This window comes from Arthrobacter sp. AK01 (assembly GCF_021109375.1).
In the GTDB taxonomy this organism is placed as follows: domain Bacteria; phylum Actinomycetota; class Actinomycetes; order Actinomycetales; family Micrococcaceae; genus Arthrobacter.
Map to the genome: position 1 here is coordinate 50712 of NZ_JAJOHP010000021.1, position 21609 is coordinate 72320.

The 21609-nt window shown below is 63.0% G+C and carries 17 protein-coding genes and 1 tRNA gene; 4 read left to right on the forward strand and 14 right to left on the reverse strand.

The annotated features are described in order from the left end of the window. Positions 1–2: 2 nt before the first annotated feature. Both LN996_RS09540 and LN996_RS09545 read left to right on the forward strand, forming a co-directional pair. Entirely contained in the window at positions 3–1412 is a 1410-nt protein-coding gene (locus tag LN996_RS09540) for a bifunctional dTDP-4-dehydrorhamnose 3,5-epimerase family protein/NAD(P)-dependent oxidoreductase (protein ID WP_308102712.1), read from the forward strand. A gap of 191 nt (positions 1413–1603) precedes the next feature. Next, positions 1604–4381 (forward strand): WecB/TagA/CpsF family glycosyltransferase, encoded by a 2778-nt coding sequence (locus LN996_RS09545; protein WP_231340154.1) that lies wholly within the window; start codon positions 1604–1606, stop codon positions 4379–4381. Here the strand turns inward: LN996_RS09545 and LN996_RS09550 are convergent, their stop codons facing one another. The 12 genes from LN996_RS09550 to LN996_RS09605 form a co-directional block, all read right to left on the reverse strand. Then, the gene (locus LN996_RS09550; RefSeq protein ID WP_231340155.1) at positions 4382–5725 is read right to left on the reverse strand and encodes a hypothetical protein; all 1344 of its coding nucleotides are present in this window, start codon (positions 5723–5725) and stop codon (positions 4382–4384) included. Positions 5726–5735: 10 nt separating this feature from the next. Further along, positions 5736–6599: a chain-length determining protein gene (locus LN996_RS09555; RefSeq protein WP_231340156.1), complete on the reverse strand. Its 864-nt coding sequence runs from the start codon at positions 6597–6599 to the stop codon at positions 5736–5738. Then, positions 6587–8038, reverse strand: coding sequence for an O-antigen ligase (locus tag LN996_RS09560; RefSeq protein ID WP_231340157.1), 1452 nt, complete (start codon positions 8036–8038; stop codon positions 6587–6589). The genes LN996_RS09555 and LN996_RS09560 overlap by 13 nt, the downstream gene beginning before the upstream one ends. A gap of 5 nt (positions 8039–8043) precedes the next feature. After that, the gene (locus LN996_RS09565) at positions 8044–9309 is read right to left on the reverse strand and encodes a glycosyltransferase family 1 protein (RefSeq protein WP_231340158.1); all 1266 of its coding nucleotides are present in this window, start codon (positions 9307–9309) and stop codon (positions 8044–8046) included. Between the two features lie 14 nt (positions 9310–9323). After that, positions 9324–10832 carry an oligosaccharide flippase family protein gene (locus LN996_RS09570; protein ID WP_231340159.1) on the reverse strand — a complete coding sequence of 503 codons (1509 nt, stop codon included), beginning with the start codon at positions 10830–10832 and terminating at the stop codon, positions 9324–9326. Then, on the reverse strand, positions 10829–11902 hold the full coding sequence (locus LN996_RS09575) for a glycosyltransferase family 2 protein (protein WP_231340160.1): 1074 nt from the start codon (positions 11900–11902) through the stop codon (positions 10829–10831). Before LN996_RS09575 ends, LN996_RS09570 begins: the two co-directional genes overlap by 4 nt. Next, positions 11899–12561, reverse strand: coding sequence for an acetyltransferase (locus LN996_RS09580; protein ID WP_231340161.1), 663 nt, complete (start codon positions 12559–12561; stop codon positions 11899–11901). Before LN996_RS09580 ends, LN996_RS09575 begins: the two co-directional genes overlap by 4 nt. Continuing rightward, on the reverse strand, positions 12558–13724 hold the full coding sequence (locus tag LN996_RS09585) for a DegT/DnrJ/EryC1/StrS aminotransferase family protein (RefSeq protein WP_231340162.1): 1167 nt from the start codon (positions 13722–13724) through the stop codon (positions 12558–12560). The genes LN996_RS09580 and LN996_RS09585 overlap by 4 nt, the downstream gene beginning before the upstream one ends. Next, entirely contained in the window at positions 13721–14740 is a 1020-nt protein-coding gene (locus LN996_RS09590; protein ID WP_231340163.1) for an NAD-dependent epimerase/dehydratase family protein, read from the reverse strand. Before LN996_RS09590 ends, LN996_RS09585 begins: the two co-directional genes overlap by 4 nt. Then, positions 14737–15846, reverse strand: a complete 1110-nt coding sequence (locus LN996_RS09595) for a Gfo/Idh/MocA family protein (protein ID WP_231340164.1) — start codon at positions 15844–15846, stop codon at positions 14737–14739. Before LN996_RS09595 ends, LN996_RS09590 begins: the two co-directional genes overlap by 4 nt. 57 nt (positions 15847–15903) lie before the next feature. After that, the gene (locus tag LN996_RS09600; RefSeq protein ID WP_231340165.1) at positions 15904–17586 is read right to left on the reverse strand and encodes a sugar transferase; all 1683 of its coding nucleotides are present in this window, start codon (positions 17584–17586) and stop codon (positions 15904–15906) included. Between the two features lie 254 nt (positions 17587–17840). After that, a complete protein-coding gene (locus LN996_RS09605) occupies positions 17841–18098 on the reverse strand; it encodes a hypothetical protein (RefSeq protein ID WP_231340166.1) in 258 nt (85 codons plus the stop codon). A gap of 39 nt (positions 18099–18137) precedes the next feature. Here LN996_RS09605 and LN996_RS09610 point away from each other — a divergent pair, with 39 nt between their 5' ends. Further along, entirely contained in the window at positions 18138–18371 is a 234-nt protein-coding gene (locus LN996_RS09610) for a DUF5703 family protein (RefSeq protein ID WP_159699602.1), read from the forward strand. Positions 18372–18377: 6 nt separating this feature from the next. Here LN996_RS09610 and LN996_RS09615 read toward each other — a convergent pair whose 3' ends face one another. Both LN996_RS09615 and LN996_RS09620 read right to left on the reverse strand, forming a co-directional pair. After that, positions 18378–19547, reverse strand: a complete 1170-nt coding sequence (locus tag LN996_RS09615; protein ID WP_231340167.1) for an acyl-CoA dehydrogenase family protein — start codon at positions 19545–19547, stop codon at positions 18378–18380. A gap of 27 nt (positions 19548–19574) precedes the next feature. Beyond that, the gene (locus LN996_RS09620; RefSeq protein WP_231340168.1) at positions 19575–20879 is read right to left on the reverse strand and encodes a M20/M25/M40 family metallo-hydrolase; all 1305 of its coding nucleotides are present in this window, start codon (positions 20877–20879) and stop codon (positions 19575–19577) included. A 264-nt stretch (positions 20880–21143) separates the two neighbouring features. Here LN996_RS09620 and LN996_RS09625 point away from each other — a divergent pair. Continuing rightward, positions 21144–21226: transfer RNA gene (locus tag LN996_RS09625), tRNA-Leu, on the forward strand. Positions 21227–21609: the final 383 nt, after the last annotated feature.

A 21609-nucleotide genomic window follows, 5' to 3' on the forward strand; every position in this document is an offset into this window, starting at 1 on the left:
CAGTGGAGCCGGCACAGCAATTGCGGACAAGGGCTACACCCATCCCGGGCTTGATGCTTTTTGAGCTGCCGGTTCATGGGGATGACCGGGGCTGGTTCAAAGAGAACTGGCACCGGAAGAAAATGGCGGACCTTGGGCTGCCGGATTTCGGCCCGGTGCAGAACAATATTTCCTTCAATGCCGCCCGCGGCACCACTCGTGGCATTCACGCCGAACCATGGGACAAGTTCATTTCCCTCGCCTCCGGACGAATCTTCGGCGCGTGGGTGGACCTGCGGGAAGGAACCACCTTTGGGACACTGTTTTATGCGGAGCTGACAGCCAAGGACGCGATCTACGTCCCTCGGGGTGTAGGCAACGCTTTCCAGACGCTCGAGGACGGCACCGCCTACACCTACCTGGTCAACGACCATTGGAGCGCGGAGGCGCAGAAGGATTACACCTTCCTGAATTTGGCCGACGAAGCAGTGGCTGTCCCGTGGCCGATTTCCCTGGACAAGGCGGTCGTGTCCCCGCAGGACCGTAATCATCCGCGATTACCTGGAGTGGAACCCATGAAACGGCGGCGCACCCTGGTCCTTGGATCAAATGGCCAGCTGGGAAACGCACTGCGGACCGCATTTGCAGGTGACGAAACTGTGGAATTTGCGGACAGGGAGCAGTTCGACATCACGTTGGAAGCATCGTATGTGGCAACTGACTGGCGGAAGTATTCCACCATCATCAACGCAGCAGCATTCACGGGAGTGGACGCTGCAGAGACCGCCGACGGCCGGGCAGCTGCCTGGAGAATCAACGCAACCGCCGTGTCCCTGTTGGCGAGGACCGCCGTCGAACATTCGCTGACGCTGGTTCATATCTCCAGCGACTATGTGTTCGACGGCACGGCGGACATTCACCGGGAAGATGAAGACCCCACGCCGCTGGGGGTCTATGGCCAGAGCAAAGCGGCCGGGGACGCTGCTGTGGCGTCGGTGCCGCGACACTTTATTGTGCGGACCAGCTGGGTTGTGGGCGAGGGCCGAAACTTTGTGCGCACCATGGCGGCGCTGGCCGCACGCGGAACGTCACCGTCGGTGGTCGATGACCAATGGGGCCGTCTGACCTTCGCCACGGACATCGCGGCGGGCATCCGGCATTTGCTCGAAACCAACGCCCCCTACGGGACGTACAACCTCAGCAACAGCGGCGAACGGCAGTCGTGGGCGGACATTGCACGGGAGGTATACCGTTTGTGCGGGGCCGACCCCGGTTTGGTGCAGTCCGTCAGTACCGCAGCGTATTCCGGGCCAGGCACGGCTCCCCGTCCCCGGAGCAGCATGCTGGATCTGTCGGGAATTCGAGCCAGCGGTTTTGATCCACCTGCAGCCGCTCCACGGCTTGCTGACTATGTGGCGGCACTGGAGCCCTAGCGGAGTCCGCCAAAACGGCCTAAAGTTGCCCTACGGCAGCCCACAACGTGGCAGGGCCGGGAGACAACTCAAGTGAACAAGTTGGTTGGGCAGCATTTGCTGTCCACGGCGATCCAAGCAGTGCAGCAGCATTGGATCGCCGGCTCAATTATTGTGCCCTGAGCTGGACCCCGAAGCCTGGAGAGCCGAGAATGCTGCTGCCAAAGATAGCGCCCCGACGAGGCGCACTCCCCCACCGTTCCACCGCCATCGATGCCGACGATACAGCGCTGCTGCTCACGGCGCCCAAGGGACCGGTTGCCAGCGACCAAGCCACTGCCAGTGACCAATTCGCGGAACAATCCGGGGCAGAGCAATGGGTGAACCTGGGCGGAGCACCAGTGAAACTCATGGACTTCGACAAGGCAGTGAGTGAAATCCTGGGCCGTGCGCATAACGGTGAAGCCAAGCCCTTGGGAGTCTGCTCGGCAAACTTGGACCACATCCAGCATTTCGGCCGTGGCAGCCGGTGGAGCGGCACGCTGGACCAGCCAGGACCAGTGGAATGGTTGACGTTGCTCGATGGTGCGCCGTTGGTTGCCGAAGCCGGGCGGATCACCGGCTCTGCTTGGCCCCGCCTGGCCGGCAGCGACCTCGTGGGACCATTGCTGGACCAGGCCGTACGCCGTGGTCTCCGCGTGGGATTCCTGGGCGGAAGCCCCCAGTCGCAGGAACTCATCCGGAACAGGTTCAGCCAGGAGCGTCCCGGTCTGGCAGTTGCAGGTTGGTGGGCACCTGAGCGTTCAGTGCTTGGTGATGTGAGCGCATCCTCGCGTTTGGCAGCCGAGATTGCCGCCTCCGAGGCGGACATTCTGGTGGTGGGCTTGGGCAAACCACGGCAGGAGCTCTGGATTGCCGAGTACGGGCAGCTGACGGGGGCCAAGGTGTTGCTCGCGTTCGGTGCCGTTGTCGACTTCCTCGCGGGCCGGATCACGCGCGCCCCGGTATGGGTCAGTACCCACGGCATGGAATGGGCCTGGCGATTGATGCTTGAACCACGACGCCTGGCCCGGCGATACCTGGTGGACGGACCGCAGGCGTACTTCACCCTGCGGATGTCCAGTACTGCAGCGTTGCCCTCTTCGGTGCCCGGTTCGAGGGACGTGATCCCGGGGACCAAAGCCCCAGCCGTCCCGGAGCACGGGCCCAGCCGTGGTCCGGGATCGTTCCTGCCGGCAGCGTCAATGGCCGACGTCGCCGTGATTGTAGTGACCTACAACAATGCCGACGACGTCCAGGCCTTGGTCTCCAGCCTGCGCGGGGAAACAAAGGAGCAGTCACTGAAAGTGGTGGTGGCCGATAATTCCCCCGATGACCTCACCATGGCCGAACTGGCCCGGCATCCTGACGTCGTCGCCGTGAGCACCGGAGGGAACCTTGGATACGCCGGCGGAATCAATGCCGCTATGCGAATGGCCGGAGCAGCGGATGCCTACCTCATCCTCAACCCGGACCTGCGCGTGGAGCCCGGAGCGGTTGCTGCCCTGCGCCGAAGAATGGCACTCTCCGGCGCAGGAATGGTAGTTCCGGTCCTTCTGGACGACGACGGCAGCGTGTACCCGTCGCTGCGCCGCGAACCGGGCGTTCTGCGAGCGCTGGGGGATGCGGCCCTGGGCGGCCGGGTGCAGGGCAGGCCCGGGTGGTTGTCCGAGATGGATTTTGATCCTGGGAGTTACCACCATGCGCACTGTGTTGATTGGGCGACGGGTGCGGCGCTGTTGATCCGTGCGGATGCGACAAGGGACGTGGGTGACTGGGACGAGCAGTTTTTCCTGTATTCGGAGGAGACGGACTATTGCAGGCGGGTTCGGGAGACGGGACGTTCGATCTGGTTTGAGCCTTCCGCCCGGATGTGGCATGAACGCGGGGGCTCCGGGACGTCGCCGCAGTTGACGGCGCTGATGTCTGTCAATCGGGTTCGGTATGCGGCGAAGTATTGCGGTCGACGCACGCTGGCGGCGTTCACTGCGGCGGTGTTGGTTTCGGAACTTGTCCGTCTCCATAAGCCTGGGCACCGTGGGGCTGCCCTGGCTGTGCTTGACCGGAGGCGGTGGCAGGGGTTGCCTCATGCCACCCGCGGTGGGCAGTCCCCCATGTCGGACGAGCCGCCACCATCGGGCGCCGTCATCATTCCCGCGCATAATGAGGCCGCTGTAATCGCCAGGACCCTTGAGTCGTTGAAGGGCGTGATGGCGTGGGGCTCTGTTGAGGTCATTGTGGCGTGTAATGGCTGTACCGATGGGACGGAGGCCATTGCGTCGACGTTCCCGGGCGTGCGGGTCCTGTCCCTGGATGCTGCTTCCAAGACCGAGGCTTTGAATGCCGCAGATCAGGCGACGAACCGTTGGCCCCGCCTATACCTGGACGCGGACATCGAGGTCAGCACCGGGGCCCTCGACTCGGTCCTTAAGGCTCTTGACGGCGGGCCGCTGCTGGCTGCCCGCCCGGCCTTCCGGTATGACACCAGAGGTGCTTCTGCGCTGGTGCGGTCCTATTACAGGGCCAGGAGCCGGGTACCCGGCAACGCCCAAGGCCTTTGGGGTGCGGGGGCGTACGCCCTCAGCAGGGACGGGCATGATCGGCTGGGCGCGTTTCCGGCCCTGACCGGGGATGACTACTACGTGGACCGGCTCTTCGCAGCGGAGGAGAAGGCAGTCCTGCCCACTGAGCCTGTGGTGGTGAGGACGCCGCGGACCAGGGTGTCCCTGCTTGCTGTCCTGCGGCGGAGCTATCGGGGAAATGCGCAGCAGGACGGGCAGGATTCGGCGACGACGTCCCGGACTGTGCGTGAACTGCTGTCCTCCGTCAGGGGTCCGTTTTCTGCAGTTGACGCCGCCGTTTACGCCGTCTTCGCTGCTGCGGGCCGCCGTCGTCCGCTGTTGGTTCGCAAGCCTGCTGCCGCCTGGGAGCGGGACGACAGCAGCCGCTAGTCAGAAGCCGCAGCTCCCGCCGCCTTCGACACGGTAGAGGTGCACGGCGTTTCCGTCGGAGAAGGTGTCTGTGAAACTGCCGTCCACCACGGGAATGGTCCGGTTCTCGTCGAGGACGACGGCGGTGCTCCCGCCGCACTGGACGTGGAAGGTTGCCTGCCCGCCGGCCTCCTTGTTGGCGCCGGCAAAGATGTAGACCTTGTGGTCGTGCAGTTTGGTGGTGAAGTCCACTGGGCCGGTGGCCGTGGTGGCGCCGTCGAGGAAGGGCCCGTTGAGGACGGGTGCAAGCTCTGAGATTTGTTTGTTCAGTGCCGTTACTGTTGGCCTGACCAGCGCGCCGCAGTCACGGAGTACGTGCTGGGAGATGCAGTCGCCCCCGAAGTTGTGGTTGAAGTAGATCACGCCGCGGGCGCCGTGGATCAGGCTGCTCCATACCGCTGCACGGATTTCGGGAGCGGTGATGGTTGTGGCGTTGGGCGAGTCCTTGAAGGGGTGTCCGGCCTCCACGAAGGCCCAGATGGGCGTAGCGTTTCCGCCTGCCTGCAGTTTTCGGATGCGTTCGATGGTCCAGCCGTAGTTAGCGGCGAGCCTGCATTCTTCCTGTGTGAGGTCTCGTGTGTACCCGACGATCGCGCCGCCTTCACCTTTGGCACAGATACTGGGGTCGGTGAACCAGTAGGTATCAGCCGAGACAACGTCCTGGATGCCTTTGAAGAACTCCACGGACTCCTCATCGGAAAGCCAGAAGGCCACGCCCTTGCCGTAGTTGGCATACAGCATGGCTCCTTGTGGTGCTACTGCGCGGCGTTCCTTCTGGACGGTGTAGCCGCATTTGCTTGCCTCCGGCACGCAGAGGGGCCCTTCGCCGGGATATTTGCCTGTCCACGGGGCGTTGCCCGGTCCTGCCCACATGTCCACTTCGTCGCTGAGGGCAAAGCCTGAGGCATCTGCGGAACTGAAGGTGGGGATGGCGTACATGCCAGACGCCTTGACCAGTTGGAGGTCGGAATTGGCGGTTAGCTCGACGTAGGTGTTGAGCCCGGCTTCCTTGTCCAAGGCGATATTCCCTTGGTCCAGGACACTTTCGAACCATACGGCGATGGGGAAATACGCTGGATCGGCGGGGAGGCTGCCGCTGAACTGTGCGTAATAGTCCGCGCCGCCATCGACGGGGCGCAACACCACTCCGTCAAAACCCGATGGAGTGCTTGCTGGAGTGGTGGGTGGACCGCCATTGGGTGTGTCCGGCCCAGTGAAGGGTGGAACGCCGCTTGCGGCAGCGACCGCTATGACAAGGCTGGCGAGGACAGTTCCCCCCAGGATGCCTGCTGTCCTTGGTTTCACTGGTTGCCTTTCAGGCGGATGTTTCCTTTATGGGCGACTTGCCGTTGCTGTGGGACCGCAGGGATTCACTCAACGGCCCATTGGCGGCGAAGAACTGATCTGCTGGCGCGGGTTTCAGGACGTCACGGACTGTGAGCTCTTCGAGGCCGGGGAGGGTGGGCCGGCCGTTGGGGTCCTCGTCCTTGTGGTCCTGCGGGCGGCGGGACTTCTTGCGCCGCTCCCCTGCCGGCGCCGCAGAACGGGCCCGCGAACGTGACGACTCCAGGCCCCTGGCTATGGACACAGCGCCGAAGGTGAGCACGATCCCGGCCACGAGTACAACGATCAGCGAGCGGAGGCGGCTGGAAAACTGCTCGGTGGCGTTGTCGGGAGCGGCAACCATCAGCGATGTGTACAGGAAGCGTTCATTGGCTCCATTGATTGACTGGATGGCCAGGAGGTCCGCTTCCAGCCTGGAGCCGAGGGCCTTTACCGTGGCAACAGCCTTGTCCTTGCTCTCTGAAGCCGCCGAAATTTCGATCAGGAACGAGGCCGGCGGGCGCTGGACGGTGAAGTCCGTGCTCAGTCCGTCCCGAAGGAGGGCATCCCCGGTTGTATCGTCGTTCAGCCGTGTGCCCACTACTTGGGCAATCAGTGATGAATCCGCTGATCGAAGGTACGGGTTGTCCGAATTGAGGGAATTCAGCTCGGGATTCTTCTCCAACTCGGCAGCAGTAGGGATCTTTGGGTTGACGATCGCATACGTTGCCTTCGCCTCATACGATCGCGGGGCAAAGGAGTACACGTAGATGGCTGCCAGTGCCGTCACCAGCAGGACAGGCAGCACTATGAATTTGTGGTGCCACAACGTCTTGATGACTGCTACCGGGTCCATGTGATCGCCTCGACATTCGGAGTGGAAGGTTTTCGGTTGAGTCTGTACAGGGGCGGGCCGCTGTTGTTCTTCTCTGGAGCAGTGGTTTCCCGTAGCTCGATTTCACGGCGGATCATGATCCATGCGCCTCCTCCGAGGCCAATGATGAAGGGGTACATCAGGGCAAACACGGGAAATGCCATCGAGTCGAAGGTCAGCGAGCAACCGGCGGCCACCGCACCTGCAGCTGCCACTGCCCCGGCGAGGCAGCGGAGGGGTGGGATCCGGGAAGCGCGCGCTGCGATGAACGATGACATGGCCGGCAGGACGAGATAGGCCACCATGCCGATGAAGCCCACCAGGCCCAGGGTGACCAGGGAGTTGAGGTACTGGTTGTCCAAGATGTAGAGGGCGTTCTCCGGCATGTAGTTTCCGGGTCCAAGCCCCAGGAAGGGCAGTTCACCGAACATCTCGGCCACGCGTGGGTAGTTGTTGGTGCGCGTTGTGAGTGAGGGGTCGCTGTCCCCGGCGGTGAAAGAGGACGTCAGGGTTCCCACAAGTCCTGGGATTGCCACAAAAAGTGCCGCCATGGCTGCCGGGGCTGCTACTACTGCCCATCGCCGTGCTGAGCGGGGCAGGAACGGGATGAACACCACCATCCCCAGGAACAGTCCCAGGACACCGGACCTCGAAACGGTTGAGGCGATGGCGACAACCAGCAAGCCTGTACCCGTCCAGTGCAGCCATTTGTGGCCGGTCCTGTCGTAGATTGCCCGCCAGATCGACAAGGGCAGCAACATGGCGCAAACTACCGCCAGTTCAATGGAGTGGAAGGTGCTGCCCGCGACGCGTGTCATCAGCCCGCGTACTTGGAATGCCGTGTTTCCGCCGTTATCCGTGAATCCGGGCATTGCCTCCTGGACCCACAGCATCGGGTTGACACGGAAAAGGAATTGGACCAAGGCAATGAGGCAGCAAAAGAAGGCCCCGGCAAGGATTGCCCGCACCAGTGCCATGGCGTCGTTGAGGGTGCGGACTGCCTCAGTGGCAACCAGGACTATCCCACCGCATGCGAGGATCAGGATCAGCCATCGGTCTGCCGCGGCCTGGGCGGAAACATTGGTGTTGCCGGTGAAGCCGGAGAACAGTGCCACATAGGACGCGCACGTTCCCACCCATAGCATTCCCAGCCCGAGCCGTCCCGGATGGCTGCTTTTCAGTGGATTGTGCAGTCCGAAAAGGGCCGAGCAGAGCCAAAATACCAGAAGCAGGAGGGCCAACATGATGGGAACGGTGCCCACTGCGCCTATTGGCTTCACCACCATGTTGGAGGGGAAGAAAAAGATTCCGAAGGCTGCGAATTTAAGCAGGAGGCCCACATGATTGGCGTCCCCCGAGGTGCCATCAAGATCTCCGGTTTGTATTTCCCTGGCCGGAGGGAACACGAGAAACTTCTTCATCCGCTTCATGCCCGGCCTCCGCGCAGTGAATGCAAGGGCGCCTGGTGAGGCATGGACGCGCATGAGTTTTCCAGCAGACGGGCGAATTCTTCACGTGTTTTGGACCAGTCGGGACGCTTCCTGCCCGCGATGGTTTGGGCGCGTTCCTCGATGCCGGGGGCGCCGACAACTTCTGCGAGCGCGGTGGCCAACCCGGTCGGGGTGGCAGGTGCCCACACGGCGTCGGGATCCCTGAGCAGTCCTGAGGCAAAGGCGGAATGGTTCAGGACTGGCACGTTTCCTGCTGCGAGGAGTTCCCCGGGGACCAGGGAGATGTTGGTGAAGGAAATAGCCAGGCCGGCAATGGTGCGGTTGTAAAGGCTATTCAATTCATTAGGCGTGAGGTTGCCGTGGTTCGTCACCGGAATATCCCACCCGGTAACGGTGTCTCCGTAGATGTGGATCTCCTGTTCGGGGTGGAGCGCATGGAAGCGTTCCAAAGCCAGCTTGGCCAGCAGATAGCCGCGCCGGTCGACCTTCCTTTTGGCGTAGTAGACCACTCCGGCACGGACGTTGCGTGGTGGGGGCTTGAGTAGTCGGTACGTGCCCGTGTCGCAGCCGAAAGGAACCACAGCCTGAGGGGGTTCGCCCAGTTCTGCTTGCATGACCTCGCCAATCATCCCGCCGAGGGCCACGTTGGTCAGTCCAAGGCGGTAGCTGTCCTCTGCCAGCGCGTAAAGGAATCCGCGCGGATAGAAGTATGGCTCGTAGTCCTGGATGAAATAGAAGAGGTGGACGCCGCCGGTTGCCCTTCCCGCGGCAACGTGTGCCGTGGGCCAGGAACTGGCAATAATGGCGTCCACCCCTTCCATCCCATTTGTGGCGCTGCGAACCCCGGCACGCAGCGCCGGCCAGTGGCTTCGGATGGTCTCTTCGTGACGGCTGATGTCGTCATCGTTGGGGTCGTAAAGGAACAGGGTGCAGAGGTGGCCGCGTTCTTCCATCTCCTCAACCATTCGGAAGAAGGTGGTGTGACCCCCGGAGCCGGGGGCAGGGGGTGTGCAGACCCAACCAACCCGGAGGCGGCCGGTCCTGGCGGGTACCGGTGACTGCAGTACTGGTGACTGCAATCGGGACTGCGGGTCCACGATGTCTTCCTCCCGCAAGGGAAGGCCCGGTTCGGCCAGATGCCAGGCACCCACAGCGGCATTCACGGCCTTGGCCGCTACGGTGCGTGCCACGGGCCGCAAGCCATCCCTGCGAAGCCGCTTCGCGACGAGGCGCGCTGTCACCAATGCCTTGGGTTTCACGGCGTGCCCGCGCTTCCCGCTGTGCCGGCATGTGACGGTGCGGACACTGCACCCTTGGCCTGAAGCAAACCACGAACGTCCGTCACCAGCTGCTTGCCCTGGCGGAACGTCAGGAGTACGTACAAAGTCGAGCCCACCAGGGTGCCTGCTGCCAGGGCGACGCCCGGATTGGCCATCCCCTGGGTAGCCAGCCAGGCAGCGGTCCCAGCCACTGTGGCAGCCGCCAGAGGTGGGATGCTTCCACGAAGCAGCTGCCAGGCAGTGGTCTGCAGTACTGATGTGAGGGAGTGTACATACAGGGGAATGACCACCAGGCAGGCCACTGTTGCGTGGGCGATCCCAGCCCCGGCAATTCCCCACCACGTGACGCCAAGGAAAAGGGCCGGCGTGAGGGCGGCAAGCCAGGCTACCTGGACCCAAAAGAGCCACACGGTCCGGCCTGCCCCGACGCTCAAGTCAGCAAAGAGCTCCACAAGGATTCTGGTGGCGCCGAATACTCCCAGCGTCGCAAGCGCAATTCCCGCCGGCGCCCAGGCCCCACCATAGGCAGTCACGATCAGCGGATGGGCCAGTGCGATCACCATCGCCGAGATCGGAAAAGCGCAGTAGGAGACGCCCGTGACAAACCTGGCCGCCAGGGGCCCGAGCGTCCCCTCTGCGAAGAGCCTGCCGAACGTAGGCACCGCGGTGGCGCGGATAACAGCCGTGATCACTGAACTTGGCAGGCCTGCCAGGTTGAATGCAAGGAGATACAGGCCCAGTGCCGTCGGATCCAGCATCCGCCCAATCATCAGATAGTCCACGTTCAGCGTCACGAATACCACAAGGTTGGCCATGGCAAGCGGCATGCCCAGGCGCAGGATCTCCACGGCCACTGAACGGTCAAAGCCCGGTGCGTACCTCTTCGGCGTGATGATCCAATACCCGGCCATGGCAACAAGCTGGCCACCGACCCTGGACCAGGCGAGCGCCATGGCACCCCAACCGTCCAAAGCCATGGGAACCACAAGCACCAGCACGGTCACCAGGCTGCAGAGGTCGACGACGACACGCGGCTTTTGCAGGAACTCCCGCCACACCATGGTCGAAGGCACAGCGCCAATGCCTTGCAGGAGGATGGTGATTGACAACACCTGGATCACCGGGGTCGCGGCCGGGTCATCAAAAGCCGCCGCCAAAGCAGGCGCGAGGGCAACAGCAGCCGCTGTCATGACGCCACTGGTCACCAGTGCAATGGAGAAGACAGTAGGAGCAATCTTGTCCGGGTCGCCATTGCCCCGGGCAAGCGCTGCAGTGGCTCCAAGCTCGGCCATGTTCGTGGCGATCGTTTGGACCACAATTGCTACCGCGAGCGCCCCGAAGTGTTCGGGAGCGATCATGCGGGCCACGATGATGGTGGTGGCAAACTGGACGACCCTGCCCAGGGCCATGTTGACCCCGCCCCAGAGCGTGGCGCTCGCGGCCCGGTTGCCCAGCGTGCGGTCCTGACCGCGCACCGCGGTCACGAGATTCCCGTCATGGCCCAGATACGCCAACGGACCCGGTCCAGTTGGCCCCGTGCAAACTCGGCAGCCTGCCTCCCGACCCCTGGTTTCCGACCACGGGCACCGCGGGTGATCCTGGCTTGTAACGCGTTGGCCCTATGGATGTTGCCAGGAACCTCGTGCAGGCACTCGATGAACTTCCGCAGCTCAACGGCGGCCTCCATTGACCCGCCCCTGTTGATCTCCCTGAACCCCAGGTGCGCAGCTTCCTTGCTCAGTGCATATTTAGCCCGCTGCAACTGCCGTGCCCGGCTCTTGGGGTTCGTCGGAAAGCGGGGGTCCTCGAGGACGCGGAAGGCATCCAGCCGGTGTTTGAGGTCCACGGCGGCCGCCGCGAACTCGGTTTGATGCATGTTGGCTCCGTGGACCCGATAGAACGCCTGCACCGGACCATTGATCCGTCCGACATCCCAGGAGCCTGCGGCCCGCAGCCAGTACTCCAGGTCCCCGGAGTGCGGCAGCGTGGTGCTGTAGGCGCCGACGCTGAGCACGGCGTCGGTCCGCATGACCACTTCCGGGGAGAGAATGAAGTTTCTTCCGCGGGTGCACGCGAGGGAAATCCACTGTTTCCCCTCCCACACACTCCACGTGGCGTGCTCATGCGTGGAAACGGGCGGCGGCTGATCGGTGAAATCCTTGGGCAGGCCATAGACCATTCCCACCCGCGGGTTGGCCTCCATCAACGCTGCAGCCCGCGCCAAGGCGCCCGGAGCGATCACGTCATCGGCGGAGAGGAGGGTAACGTAGCGCCCCCGGGCCCTGGAGAGTCCGTCGTTGTACGTGGCGATGTGCCCTTGGTTTTTCTCGTGGAGAACCACGCTAATGCGCGGATCCTCCGACGCCAGACGCCATGCAACGGCGGCGCTGCCATCGGTGGATGCGTCGTCGACCACGATGACCTCAACGTCCACGCCCTCCTGTGTCAACGCGCTGGCCAGAGCGTCAGGCAGGTACCGCCCGTAGTTGTAGCACGGGACCACCACCGAAACGCTCGTTGAGTGCTGCAAAGCGACAGGCCGCATCAGTTTCATTGGATGCCCTCCAACGCGGGAGAATTCCCCCGCCTGATCACACGTGCCGGAACGCCTGCCCAGGTCTCGTCATCAGGAACATCGGTCAGGACGGCCGCGCCCATGCCAATGGTTGCATTCGCTCCGACGGAGGTGCGCTCGCGGACACTGGCGTTCATCCCGATGTAGGCAGCCCGGCCGATGTGGACGTTCCCGCCCAGTGACACGCCTGAGGCGAAGGTCGCGAAGTCGCTGATCTCGTCGTCGTGGGTGAACGTGACTCCCGGCATTGCCACCACATGGTTGCCGATGGTCACGGACGCGGTCATGCTCACATGTGCCAGGAGGATGCTGCCCCGTCCAATCAGGCAACCTTCGGGCACCTGGACGGAAGGGTCAATGGCTGTGGCGTAGCGGTCTTCGTCCAGCCCGAGGGTCCTGAGCCGCATCACGACGCTTTCCCGGCCGGCCCCGGATCCGATGCAGATCAGCAGCAGAGCGTGGGGGAACTTCAAGGCGTCACGGATGGGGCCAAGGACATGGGCGCCATCCACCACGCGCCCCAGTTTGTCTTCGTCGTCGTCGAGGATTCCAATGACGTCGAACGGCCCGCTGCTGCGGACCATGGCCAGGACCTCCCTGGCCAGGCCACTTGCTGCGATGAGGAGGAGTTCACTCATGTCAATCGACCCGCGGCCCGAAGTACGGAATCGATGACGCGGACCTGGTCATGCAATGCGAGTTGGTGGTACAGGGGCAGGATGAGTGTGTGGTCCGTCAGCCATTCAGTGGCGTCCAGTGCGACGTTGCCGGTGTCTTTGCCCGCGTACGCCGGTTGGCGGTGCGCGGCCATGATGCCGCGTCGGGCCGAGATGCCGTCCTCGGCCAGGACGGACAGCAACCCGTCACGGCCCACTGGGAATCCTGGACCAACCTCAAGCCAGCAGGACTGGAAGTTGCTGATCCCATAGTCCGGGTCGCTGACCAGCCGGAGGCCTTCGATGCCCGCGAACGCATTTGCGTAGGTTGCTGCGAGCTCCCGTCGGCGCTGTACGGCCCTCCGCAGCCGACCCAGCTGGACAAGTCCGACGGCCGCCTGCATGTCGGTCATGCGGTAGTTGAACCCCACCTCGAGGTATTCCTCAGCGGGTGACAGGACGCTGGCATGCCGGTCAGCGGCAGAGACGTTCATGGCGTGTTCACGGAGGCGTCGTGACCTGTCGGCCAGTTCCTTCCGCGAGGTGGAGAGCATTCCGCCCTCTCCTGTGGTGAGTATTTTGCGGGGGTGGAATGACCACGCGGCTACGTCTGCGCCTGACCCAACAGGACGGCCTTGGTATCGGGAGCCGATGGCGCAGGCAGCGTCTTCGACCACCGTGATGCCAAGGGGGTCGCACAATGCCCGGAGGGGGGCCAGATCAACGGGCACCCCTCCTTGGTCGACGGCTATGACGACCTTGGTGGCCGGCGTCAGGGCGGCCTCCACTGTTGAGGCTGTCAGGCATCCGGTGAGGGGGTCGACGTCGGCAAACACCGGACGTGCCCCCACGTACGTCGCTGCGTTGGCCGTGGCAATGAAGGAGAACGAAGGGACCACCACGTCATCGCCCGGGCCAACATCCAGGACGGCCAGCGCCAGGTGCAAGGCCGTGGTGCAACTGGAAGTTGCCACAGCGAAGCCTGCCTGCTGTTCCACGGCGAAGGCATCTTCGAACTGCCGTACTTTGGGTCCTTGGGCAACCCATCCAGAAGCAATGACCTCAGCCACCGCCTGGGCTTCCTCCTCACCGAGCCACGGCTTCATGACGTCGATGCGTGCCAATCGGGTTTCGGAAGTAGTCATCGCGCACCAACGACGGGAGCAGTTGGTCCGTTGGCAGTCCGTGCAGCGGCAATCTCTGCACGGAGCGGCCGCCACCAGGAAACCAGCGAACGCAGTCCATCTTCCAAGCCGACCGCAGCCTCGAATCCGAGGTGCTCACGTGCGGCTGAAGTGTCCGCCAATCGGCGTGCCACGCCGTTGACTGCCCTTTCCGGCCCATGTTCAAGGTGCAGCGGGGAATCCATGACGGACAGCAACGAATGTGCCAGTTCGGCCAGGCTGGTTTCGGTGCCGCTGGCCACGTTGTAGACCCCTTCGTTCACGTCGCTGACTGCTGCCAGGACGTTGGCCCGGGCCACATCGGCTGTATGGATGAAATCCATGGTTTGCTGGCCACTGCCGAAAATCACGGGAGGGAGGCCGTCAACGATCCTTTCCATCCAGCGGACCAGCACCTCCGTGTACAGGCCATGGACATCCATCCTCGGCCCGTAGACGTTGAAGTACCGTAGGGCAACGTAGTTCAGGCCGGACATCGCCCGGAAGCTCCTGGCCATGCCTTCGTTGAACGATTTCGCCGCACCGTAGAAGGTGTCGTTGTTGTGGTGATGGTGGCTTTCCCTGGTGGGAAAGTCTTCCGCCATGCCATAGACGGAGGCACTGGAGGCCGCAATGAGCTTGTCCACTTTGTGTTCGGCGGCAGCCTCCACAACGTTGAACGTCCCGTCGACCAGCACTTCGAGTGCAAGCCGCGGTTCCTCGGCGCACTGGGTGATGCGGATGGCTGCCTGGTGAAAGACCAGGTCCTTGCCGCGGGTGAGCCCGTGTACCAGGTCGCGGTCCCGCAGGTCCCCTTGCACCAATTGAACGCGTTCGCTGGCCAAGGCCCCGTCAAGGTTCGCCAGGCGTCCGCGCACGAGGTTGTCCAGGACGTCAACGTGCGCCGCACCGGCGTCGAGCAATTGGTCAACAAGGGTGGACCCTATGGTTCCGGCACCGCCTGTGACCAGGATATTGGCCCCCAGCAGCTCTTTCACCGCGCGACCTGGAGATTGACCTCGTTGCCGGCCACCACGGTGGACTGCCCGTCCGTGCTCAGGCTTTGGGTCACTGCTTCAAGGACAGAAAGGACCCGGAGCCCGGACTCACCGCTGGTACGGGGCATGGTGTGGTTCCGGATGGAAGAAGCCAGCTCGGCCACCACCTGGCCCAAGGGCTCTCTTTCCTGAAGCGCCGGGGACCACGTGTCGCCAAGGCGATAGGAGATGGCCGAAGTCCTCTTGTCAGCGGCCGACCGCGGCTGGTGTTCCAGGCTGACGCCACGGTCGTAGACGCTGAGGCGTTGCTGCGGATTGAGGTCGTCCCAGACGAGGGTCCTCTTTGACCCACCGATGATCATTTGCCTGATCTTGGTGGGGCTGAGCCAGTTCACATGGATGTGCACCATGGCATCGTTGGGTAAGCCGAAGGTCAAATGTCCCACGCAGTCCCTGCCGGTACCCAGCGGATCCGCTCCGTGGGCGGCGATCTCGGTGGGGTGCAACCCGCCGGGCAGGACGAAGTCCAGGATGGAGAGGTCATGGGGAGCCAGGTCCCAGAAGACATTGACATCCGGTTGGACGAGTCCCAGGTTGATACGGACGGAGTCGACATACAGGATGTCGCCCAACGCGCCGCTGGCCACGAGCTCCTGGATTTTCAGGACAGCGGGGGTAAAGCAGTAGGTGTGGTCCGCCATTAGTACCAGTCCCCTGGCTTTGGCTTCCTCCACCATTTCCAGGCCCTTGGCGCGGCTGTCAGCCAGCGGTTTTTCCACCAGCACATGCTTGCCGGCGCGCAGCGCAGTCATCACGACGCCGTGATGGGTGTGTGCCGGCGTCGCCACTGCGATGGCGTCCAGGTTGTACGTGTCCAGGAGTTCGTCCAAGGACTCGACGACGGCCACGCCACCAACCGTCTCGGCGAGCCTTAGGCCACGTTCGACGTCGAGGTCACAAATGGCCACCAGGTCCCAGTCGGGGCTGGCCTTCAAGTTTCTGGCGAGATTAGGTCCCCAGTACCCTGCCCCGACCACTGCAATGCGAAGCTGTGGCCGCAGTGCGTGGCCGTTCAGTTGTCCTGATGGAATAGTTCGTATGCTCATTTCCCACTCGACTTCTGTGTGATAGCGCGGTTCTTGTCAGGTAATGCGTGACTTTCACTAGTAGGCGCCGGACGGCCGGGTCATGGCCCGGAAGGTCCGCCACATGATCATTAAGTCCCCCGCTATTGACCAGTTCTCCACGTAGTAGAGATCCAGCCGGACTGCCTCATCCCACGGAAGGTCGGAGCGTCCGTTGATTTGCCACAACCCAGTGATCCCCGGCTTGATCAGCAGCCGGCGGTGTGTGTGGCGCTCGTAGCCGCTGACCTCCCGGGACAGCGGCGGCCTGGGCCCCACCAGGCTCATGTTTCCTACCAGGACGTTCCAGAACTGCGGCAGTTCATCCAGGGAGTACTTCCGCATCCACCGGCCGCAGCGGGTGACGCGTGGGTCGCCGCGGATCTTGAAAAGCACGCCCGCGCCCTCGTCCTGGTTGCTGAGTGCATCCAGATGGGCTTCGGCGTCGACCACCATGGAACGGAACTTCAGCATCTGGAAAGTGGTACCTTGCTTTCCGATCCGTTCCTGCCTGAACAAGAAAGGCCCGGGACTGTCTGCGCGGACGATCACGGCAAGGACGAGAAGGACCGGCGCCAGGACCAGCAAGGCGGTTGCCGATACCGTGATGTCCATGAGCCGCTTCAACGTGTGCTTGCCTCCGGAGTAGTGCGGAATATCCACATGCATCAGTGGCAGCCCTTCAACGGGCCGCCAGTGGATGCGCGGCCCGGCGACGTTGGTCAGGGTCGCGGCCAGGACCAATTCGGCGGCGTTCTCCTCCAGCCGCCAACCGAGCTCCTGGATGAATTGGTTTCCACCAGGCACTGGCCCGGCCACGATCACCGCATTGGCGCCGGTCTGCCGGACAGTGTTGGCAACACCGTAGATCGAAGACAAGACAGGGACGCGCAGGTGGTCCACCGCAAGGACAGTGCCGCGGCGCGCCCCGGGGAGGCAGGCGCCAAGGATGTCGTAGGCAGCACCGGACTTCCGATTGATCTGCTTGATGACGTACCTGACGTCCTGGGGCTCACCCACCACGATCGCGCGTGAGAGGCAACGTCCGCGTGACTTCTCGTGGCTTAGCCACCGGCGGAAACCCCACCTGCTGCCCGTCAGGGCTACCAGGCCCAGGGGCAAGGAAATGAGGACAAAGGAGCTGACGGCCTCCAAACGGAAAACCACCGCTACGATGCCGAGGAATCCAAAGACCCGGAAACTTGCCGAGAGTACGCGCTTGTACTCTTCGGGACCGACGCCCAGAACTTTGGGATCGCGGGTCCTGTATACCTCCAGGGCCGCCAGCCATACCACCCCAAGAATCAATCCGAGCACCAGGTGTCTTGGCTGGGCAGGACTGCCGGCCACCAGGGCCATTCCGTTTGTATTCACGACGAGTCCGGCAATGACGGCGCCGGCAACCAAGGCCGTGTCAGCCAGGCGGAGGCTGTTGGTCAGGAGGCGTGTCCACGTCAAGCGGTCCTTGTGGGGAGCCTTTGCCCGCGGGCGGCGGTGGGTGACTGGCGGCAGCACGAGGTCCAGGGTGACATCCGGCCTCAGCGCCGCCAGTCCCGCCTTTTCAGTCCGCTGTGCAGCAGCGGACTTGCCAATCCAGGGAGACACAGGCGGATTGACGTCGGCGACGACGGGTTGAACCGGGAAGGCCGACCCCGCGGGGGCATGGGCCGCACCTTTGGGTGCCGCTACCTTGCCTAAACGCAAGACTGGAACTTTTACCATGTCAGCCTTCTTTGGAGACCTGCCGTTGCCTACCTATCAGTGAAGCTGCGGCCGACCGGAGGCGCACCAGTAGTCGATACTCAACTTTGCGCAGGATTACCTATGGCCCCTACGTGCAAGTACCTAGCTGGCGTTGACGGGACTACGTGCCTGGAGGACGATAAACCGCGGAAACACGGGCCGGAACCACCACTGAAATGACCACAGCGGCACAAAAAAACCGGCCACCCGAGGGCGGCCGGTTCGTCGGATATTCAGTCCTCGACGATCTCGAGGTCTTCGTCGGAGATCTCCTCGTCGTCTTCCTCCTCGTCGTCGAAGACCTGCAGCGGAGTAACCTCGGAATACGCCTCATAGAGTGCGTCCTCATAAACTTCGAAGGCATCGGCCACGCCGAAAAATGCGGCCTCGACGTTGGGGTCGCCCTCACCGCGCCGGGCGGATGCGGCGGCCAGGTGCTCTTCAAGGGCGGCGGTCAATGATTGAAGCGCGACACGCGGATCGATGCTCATGACTTCACGTTAGCCGGAAAAGGACGAAAATGGAGAGGGATGAGAGAACAATTTCCGGGTAGCTCCGTGGAGCGCCAACGAGATTATGCACGTCAGTACGAGTACCTCGTCCTGACGGTAGGACCTGACGATTCGCTGCCCGATGCCCGCCGCCGGCTCGCCGAACATTCCGAGTATGGCAAGTGGGAGCTCGAACGCAGCGTGCTCTACGTTGGCGGTGGCAGGCGCTTCTGGCTCCGCCGCAAGGTCTATTCCGTGCAGCGAACCGTCTAGGCGCCGTCAGGCCCCCTGGTCCTCCAACGGCCCCAACCATGCGTTGGCCACCGTGTTGTGCGCGGATTCGTCATTGGATGGATGGAAGATACCCGCCAGGACATCCCGGTAGAGGCGCTCCATCTCGGAACCCCTGAAGTAACTGGATCCGCCCGTGACCCGGATCGCCAGGTCCACCACGTGGCGTGCGTTTTCCGTAGCCCGGGATTTGAGTCCCACCAGTTTGGGGAACCACTGGGCTCCGTGGTCCACCAGATTGTCCACGTCGCGGGCAATCGTGGATATCTGCGGGGAGATGCCGTCCATGGCCAAAGCGGCGTCGGCAACCTTCCAGCGGATGTCAGGATCCTGGGCGAAGCTGCGTCCGCCATGCTTCGCCGACACGCGTTGCTTGACGTTCTGCACCCCAAGGGTGAAAGCCCGCTCGGCGACACCCGTATATACCGCGGCCAGAAGCGTTTCGAAGCAAGCGAAGATGGCAAAGATCAGCAGGTCCTTATTGGGCCCCACCGGCAACTTCCGGAAGATCCGATCCGCTGGAATGACGGCGCCGTGCAAAAGCGTAGTGTTCGAAGCACTTGCCCGCATCCCCAAAGTGTCCCAGTCGCTGAGGGTTTCGTGTCCAGGCTCATCCCGTCGGAGGAAGCCGAAGACGAGCTCACCCTCTCCCTCCCGTGCATCCGCGTCTTTACCGAACGTACCCAGCCGGGTCCAGCCACGTGAAAGGCTTGTAAAGATCTTCCTGCCGGTGAAGCGGTAGCTTCCATCGGGCAGTGGCTCCGCCACAGTGCCGGAATCGAACAACATGGAGTCGTTGCCCGCTTCGGAAATACCGAAGGCAAACACTTCTCCTCGGCCGGCTTCCTTCAGGACGAAGTCCAATGAGTCATCGCCCCTCGCCGTCATGGCATGCGCGACGCCGGTCCACACCAGGTGCATATTCACAGCCAGTGCTGTGGCCGGGGCGGCTGTGGCGAGCCGCTGCTGCAAGGCAGCTACCGCTTCGAGACCGAGCCCGAATCCGCCGTCGACCTCAGGTACGAAGAGCTTAAGGTAACCGGCCGCCGCCAGCTCCTCCAGATCCTCGTGGAAGAACCCGTTGTTCTGGTCGTAGCCGGCCGCGCGACCGCGCAGGCGCTCAAGCAGGGCGTCGGGAAGGATTTCTTCGGGAGCCATGGCCAGGCCTCCTTCTGGTGATAGCGGTTAGTAGTTGCTGAGCAGCCTGTTCAGGACGCGGGCGCCGAATTGCAGTGACTCGGCCGGAACACGCTCATCGACACCGTGGAACATGCCCGTGAAGTCGAGCTCGTCGGGCAGCATCAGCGGAGCGAAGCCGTAGCCGGTGATACCGATCTTGCTCAGCGACTTGTTGTCCGTGCCGCCGGAGAGAGTGTACGGAAGCACCTTGGCGCCGGGATCCTCGGAGTGCAGGGCATCGATCATGGAATCAACCAGGTTGCCTGCGAACGGGACCTCAAGGGACACATCCTTGTTGACGTAGCTGATGTCGATGCCGTCGCCGGCAAGCTCCTTGATGGTCTCGAACACCAGTTCCTGCTGGCCGGGCAAGGTGCGGCAGTCCACGAAGGCCTCGGCAGACTCGGGGATGACATTGTGCTTATAGCCGGAGCGCAGCAGCGTGGGGTTGGACGTATTCTGCAGCGTGGCGCCCACGAACCGGGCCACCGTGCCCAGCTCCTTCAGGAGGATGTCCGGGTTCTCGGCATCGAATTCGACGCCGGTCAGTTCAGTCACGCCGTCGAGGAACTGCCGCGTGGTAGGCGTCAGTTCCACCGGCCACTTGTACTCGCCGATCCTGGTTACTGCAGCTGCAAGCCTGGTGACGGCATTGTCGGTGTTGATCTGGGAGCCGTGCCCTGCCCGCCCGTGCGCCACGAGTCGCAGCCAGGACAGCCCTTTTTCGGCAGTTTGGAGCAGGTAGGTCCGCTGGCCACCGATGGTGGCTGAGAATCCGCCAACCTCGGAGATTGCCTCGGTGGCGCCGTCGAAGAGCTCGCGCCGATGTTCGATGGCGTACCGCGCACCATACGTACCGCCGGCCTCTTCGTCGGCAAAGAAGGCAAAGATGATGTCGCGCTTGGGCTTGCGGCCCGTCCGGGCAAAGTCGCGCATGACCGACAGGATCATGGCGTCCATGTCCTTCATGTCCACGGCGCCGCGGCCCCATACCAGCCCATCCTTCAGTTCACCGCTGAAAGGATCAACGCTCCACTGGTCCTTAAGGGCAGGAACAACGTCCAAGTGACCGTGCACCACCAGGGCGTCGGCTGAGGGGTCCTCCCCCGCCAGGCGGGTTACAACGTTTGCCCGCCCCGGGGCGGACTCGAAGATCTCGGCGTCGAGACCTACTTCGGTGATGAGCCCGGCGGTGTATTCCGCTGCGGCACGCTCTCCTGGTCCTGAGTCGTCGCCGAAGTTGGAGGAGTCAATGCGGATGAGCTCCTGGCAGATCCGGACGACTTCGTCTTCTGGGCGGATGACAGACATGGAAACTCTCCTTGCGTGGCTGGGCTGCAGGTTCCGGCGACGCGCCTTGCGGATTCCGCAGCCCGTCCCGTGTCCCATCAGCCTACTCACCAGCAGCGACCTGAGTCAGGCATTGGTTGCGCCACGGGTCGCCGGGCGTCCATGGAAGGCGCCCTGACCAGCGCCGATTTTTCAGCTACCCGAAACCGTGTTAGAGTTTTTCTCGCTGCTTCGGAGGAAAGTGAAGCACCGGAAGGTGCGAAACGGCCCATCTGAATACCACCTGCGCGGGTGGCGGAATGGCAGACGCGCTAGCTTGAGGTGCTAGTCCTCGAAAGGGGGTGGGGGTTCAAGTCCCCCTCCGCGCACAATCGCAAGGCCTAGAATCCACGGATTCCGGGCCTTGTTTATTTTGCCGCCAAGTCGCTGCTCAACCTTCAATGCGAGGTTGATCACAATTGTTTCTTCCCTGCTCACATAAGGCAAAGATGGCCAGGCGCGAAGACTTTCTCGGTCCCGGCCAGGTGGCAAGAACACTGACTCTCCAGCCGGACGCAGCGGGTGACGTGACGGCCACCTTGCTGACCGGAGCACACGGCGGAATCCACCACCTCGCGCTCTCAAGGAATAGCGACGACGGGGGGCGGGACATAAACGGTTGGGGCCCCCGGGGGCCGGGGTTGGGTAGGGGCGCTGTGGTTTTAAAAAAAACCCCCCCCCCCGCCCCCACAACCAGGAGGGTTGAGGGGGG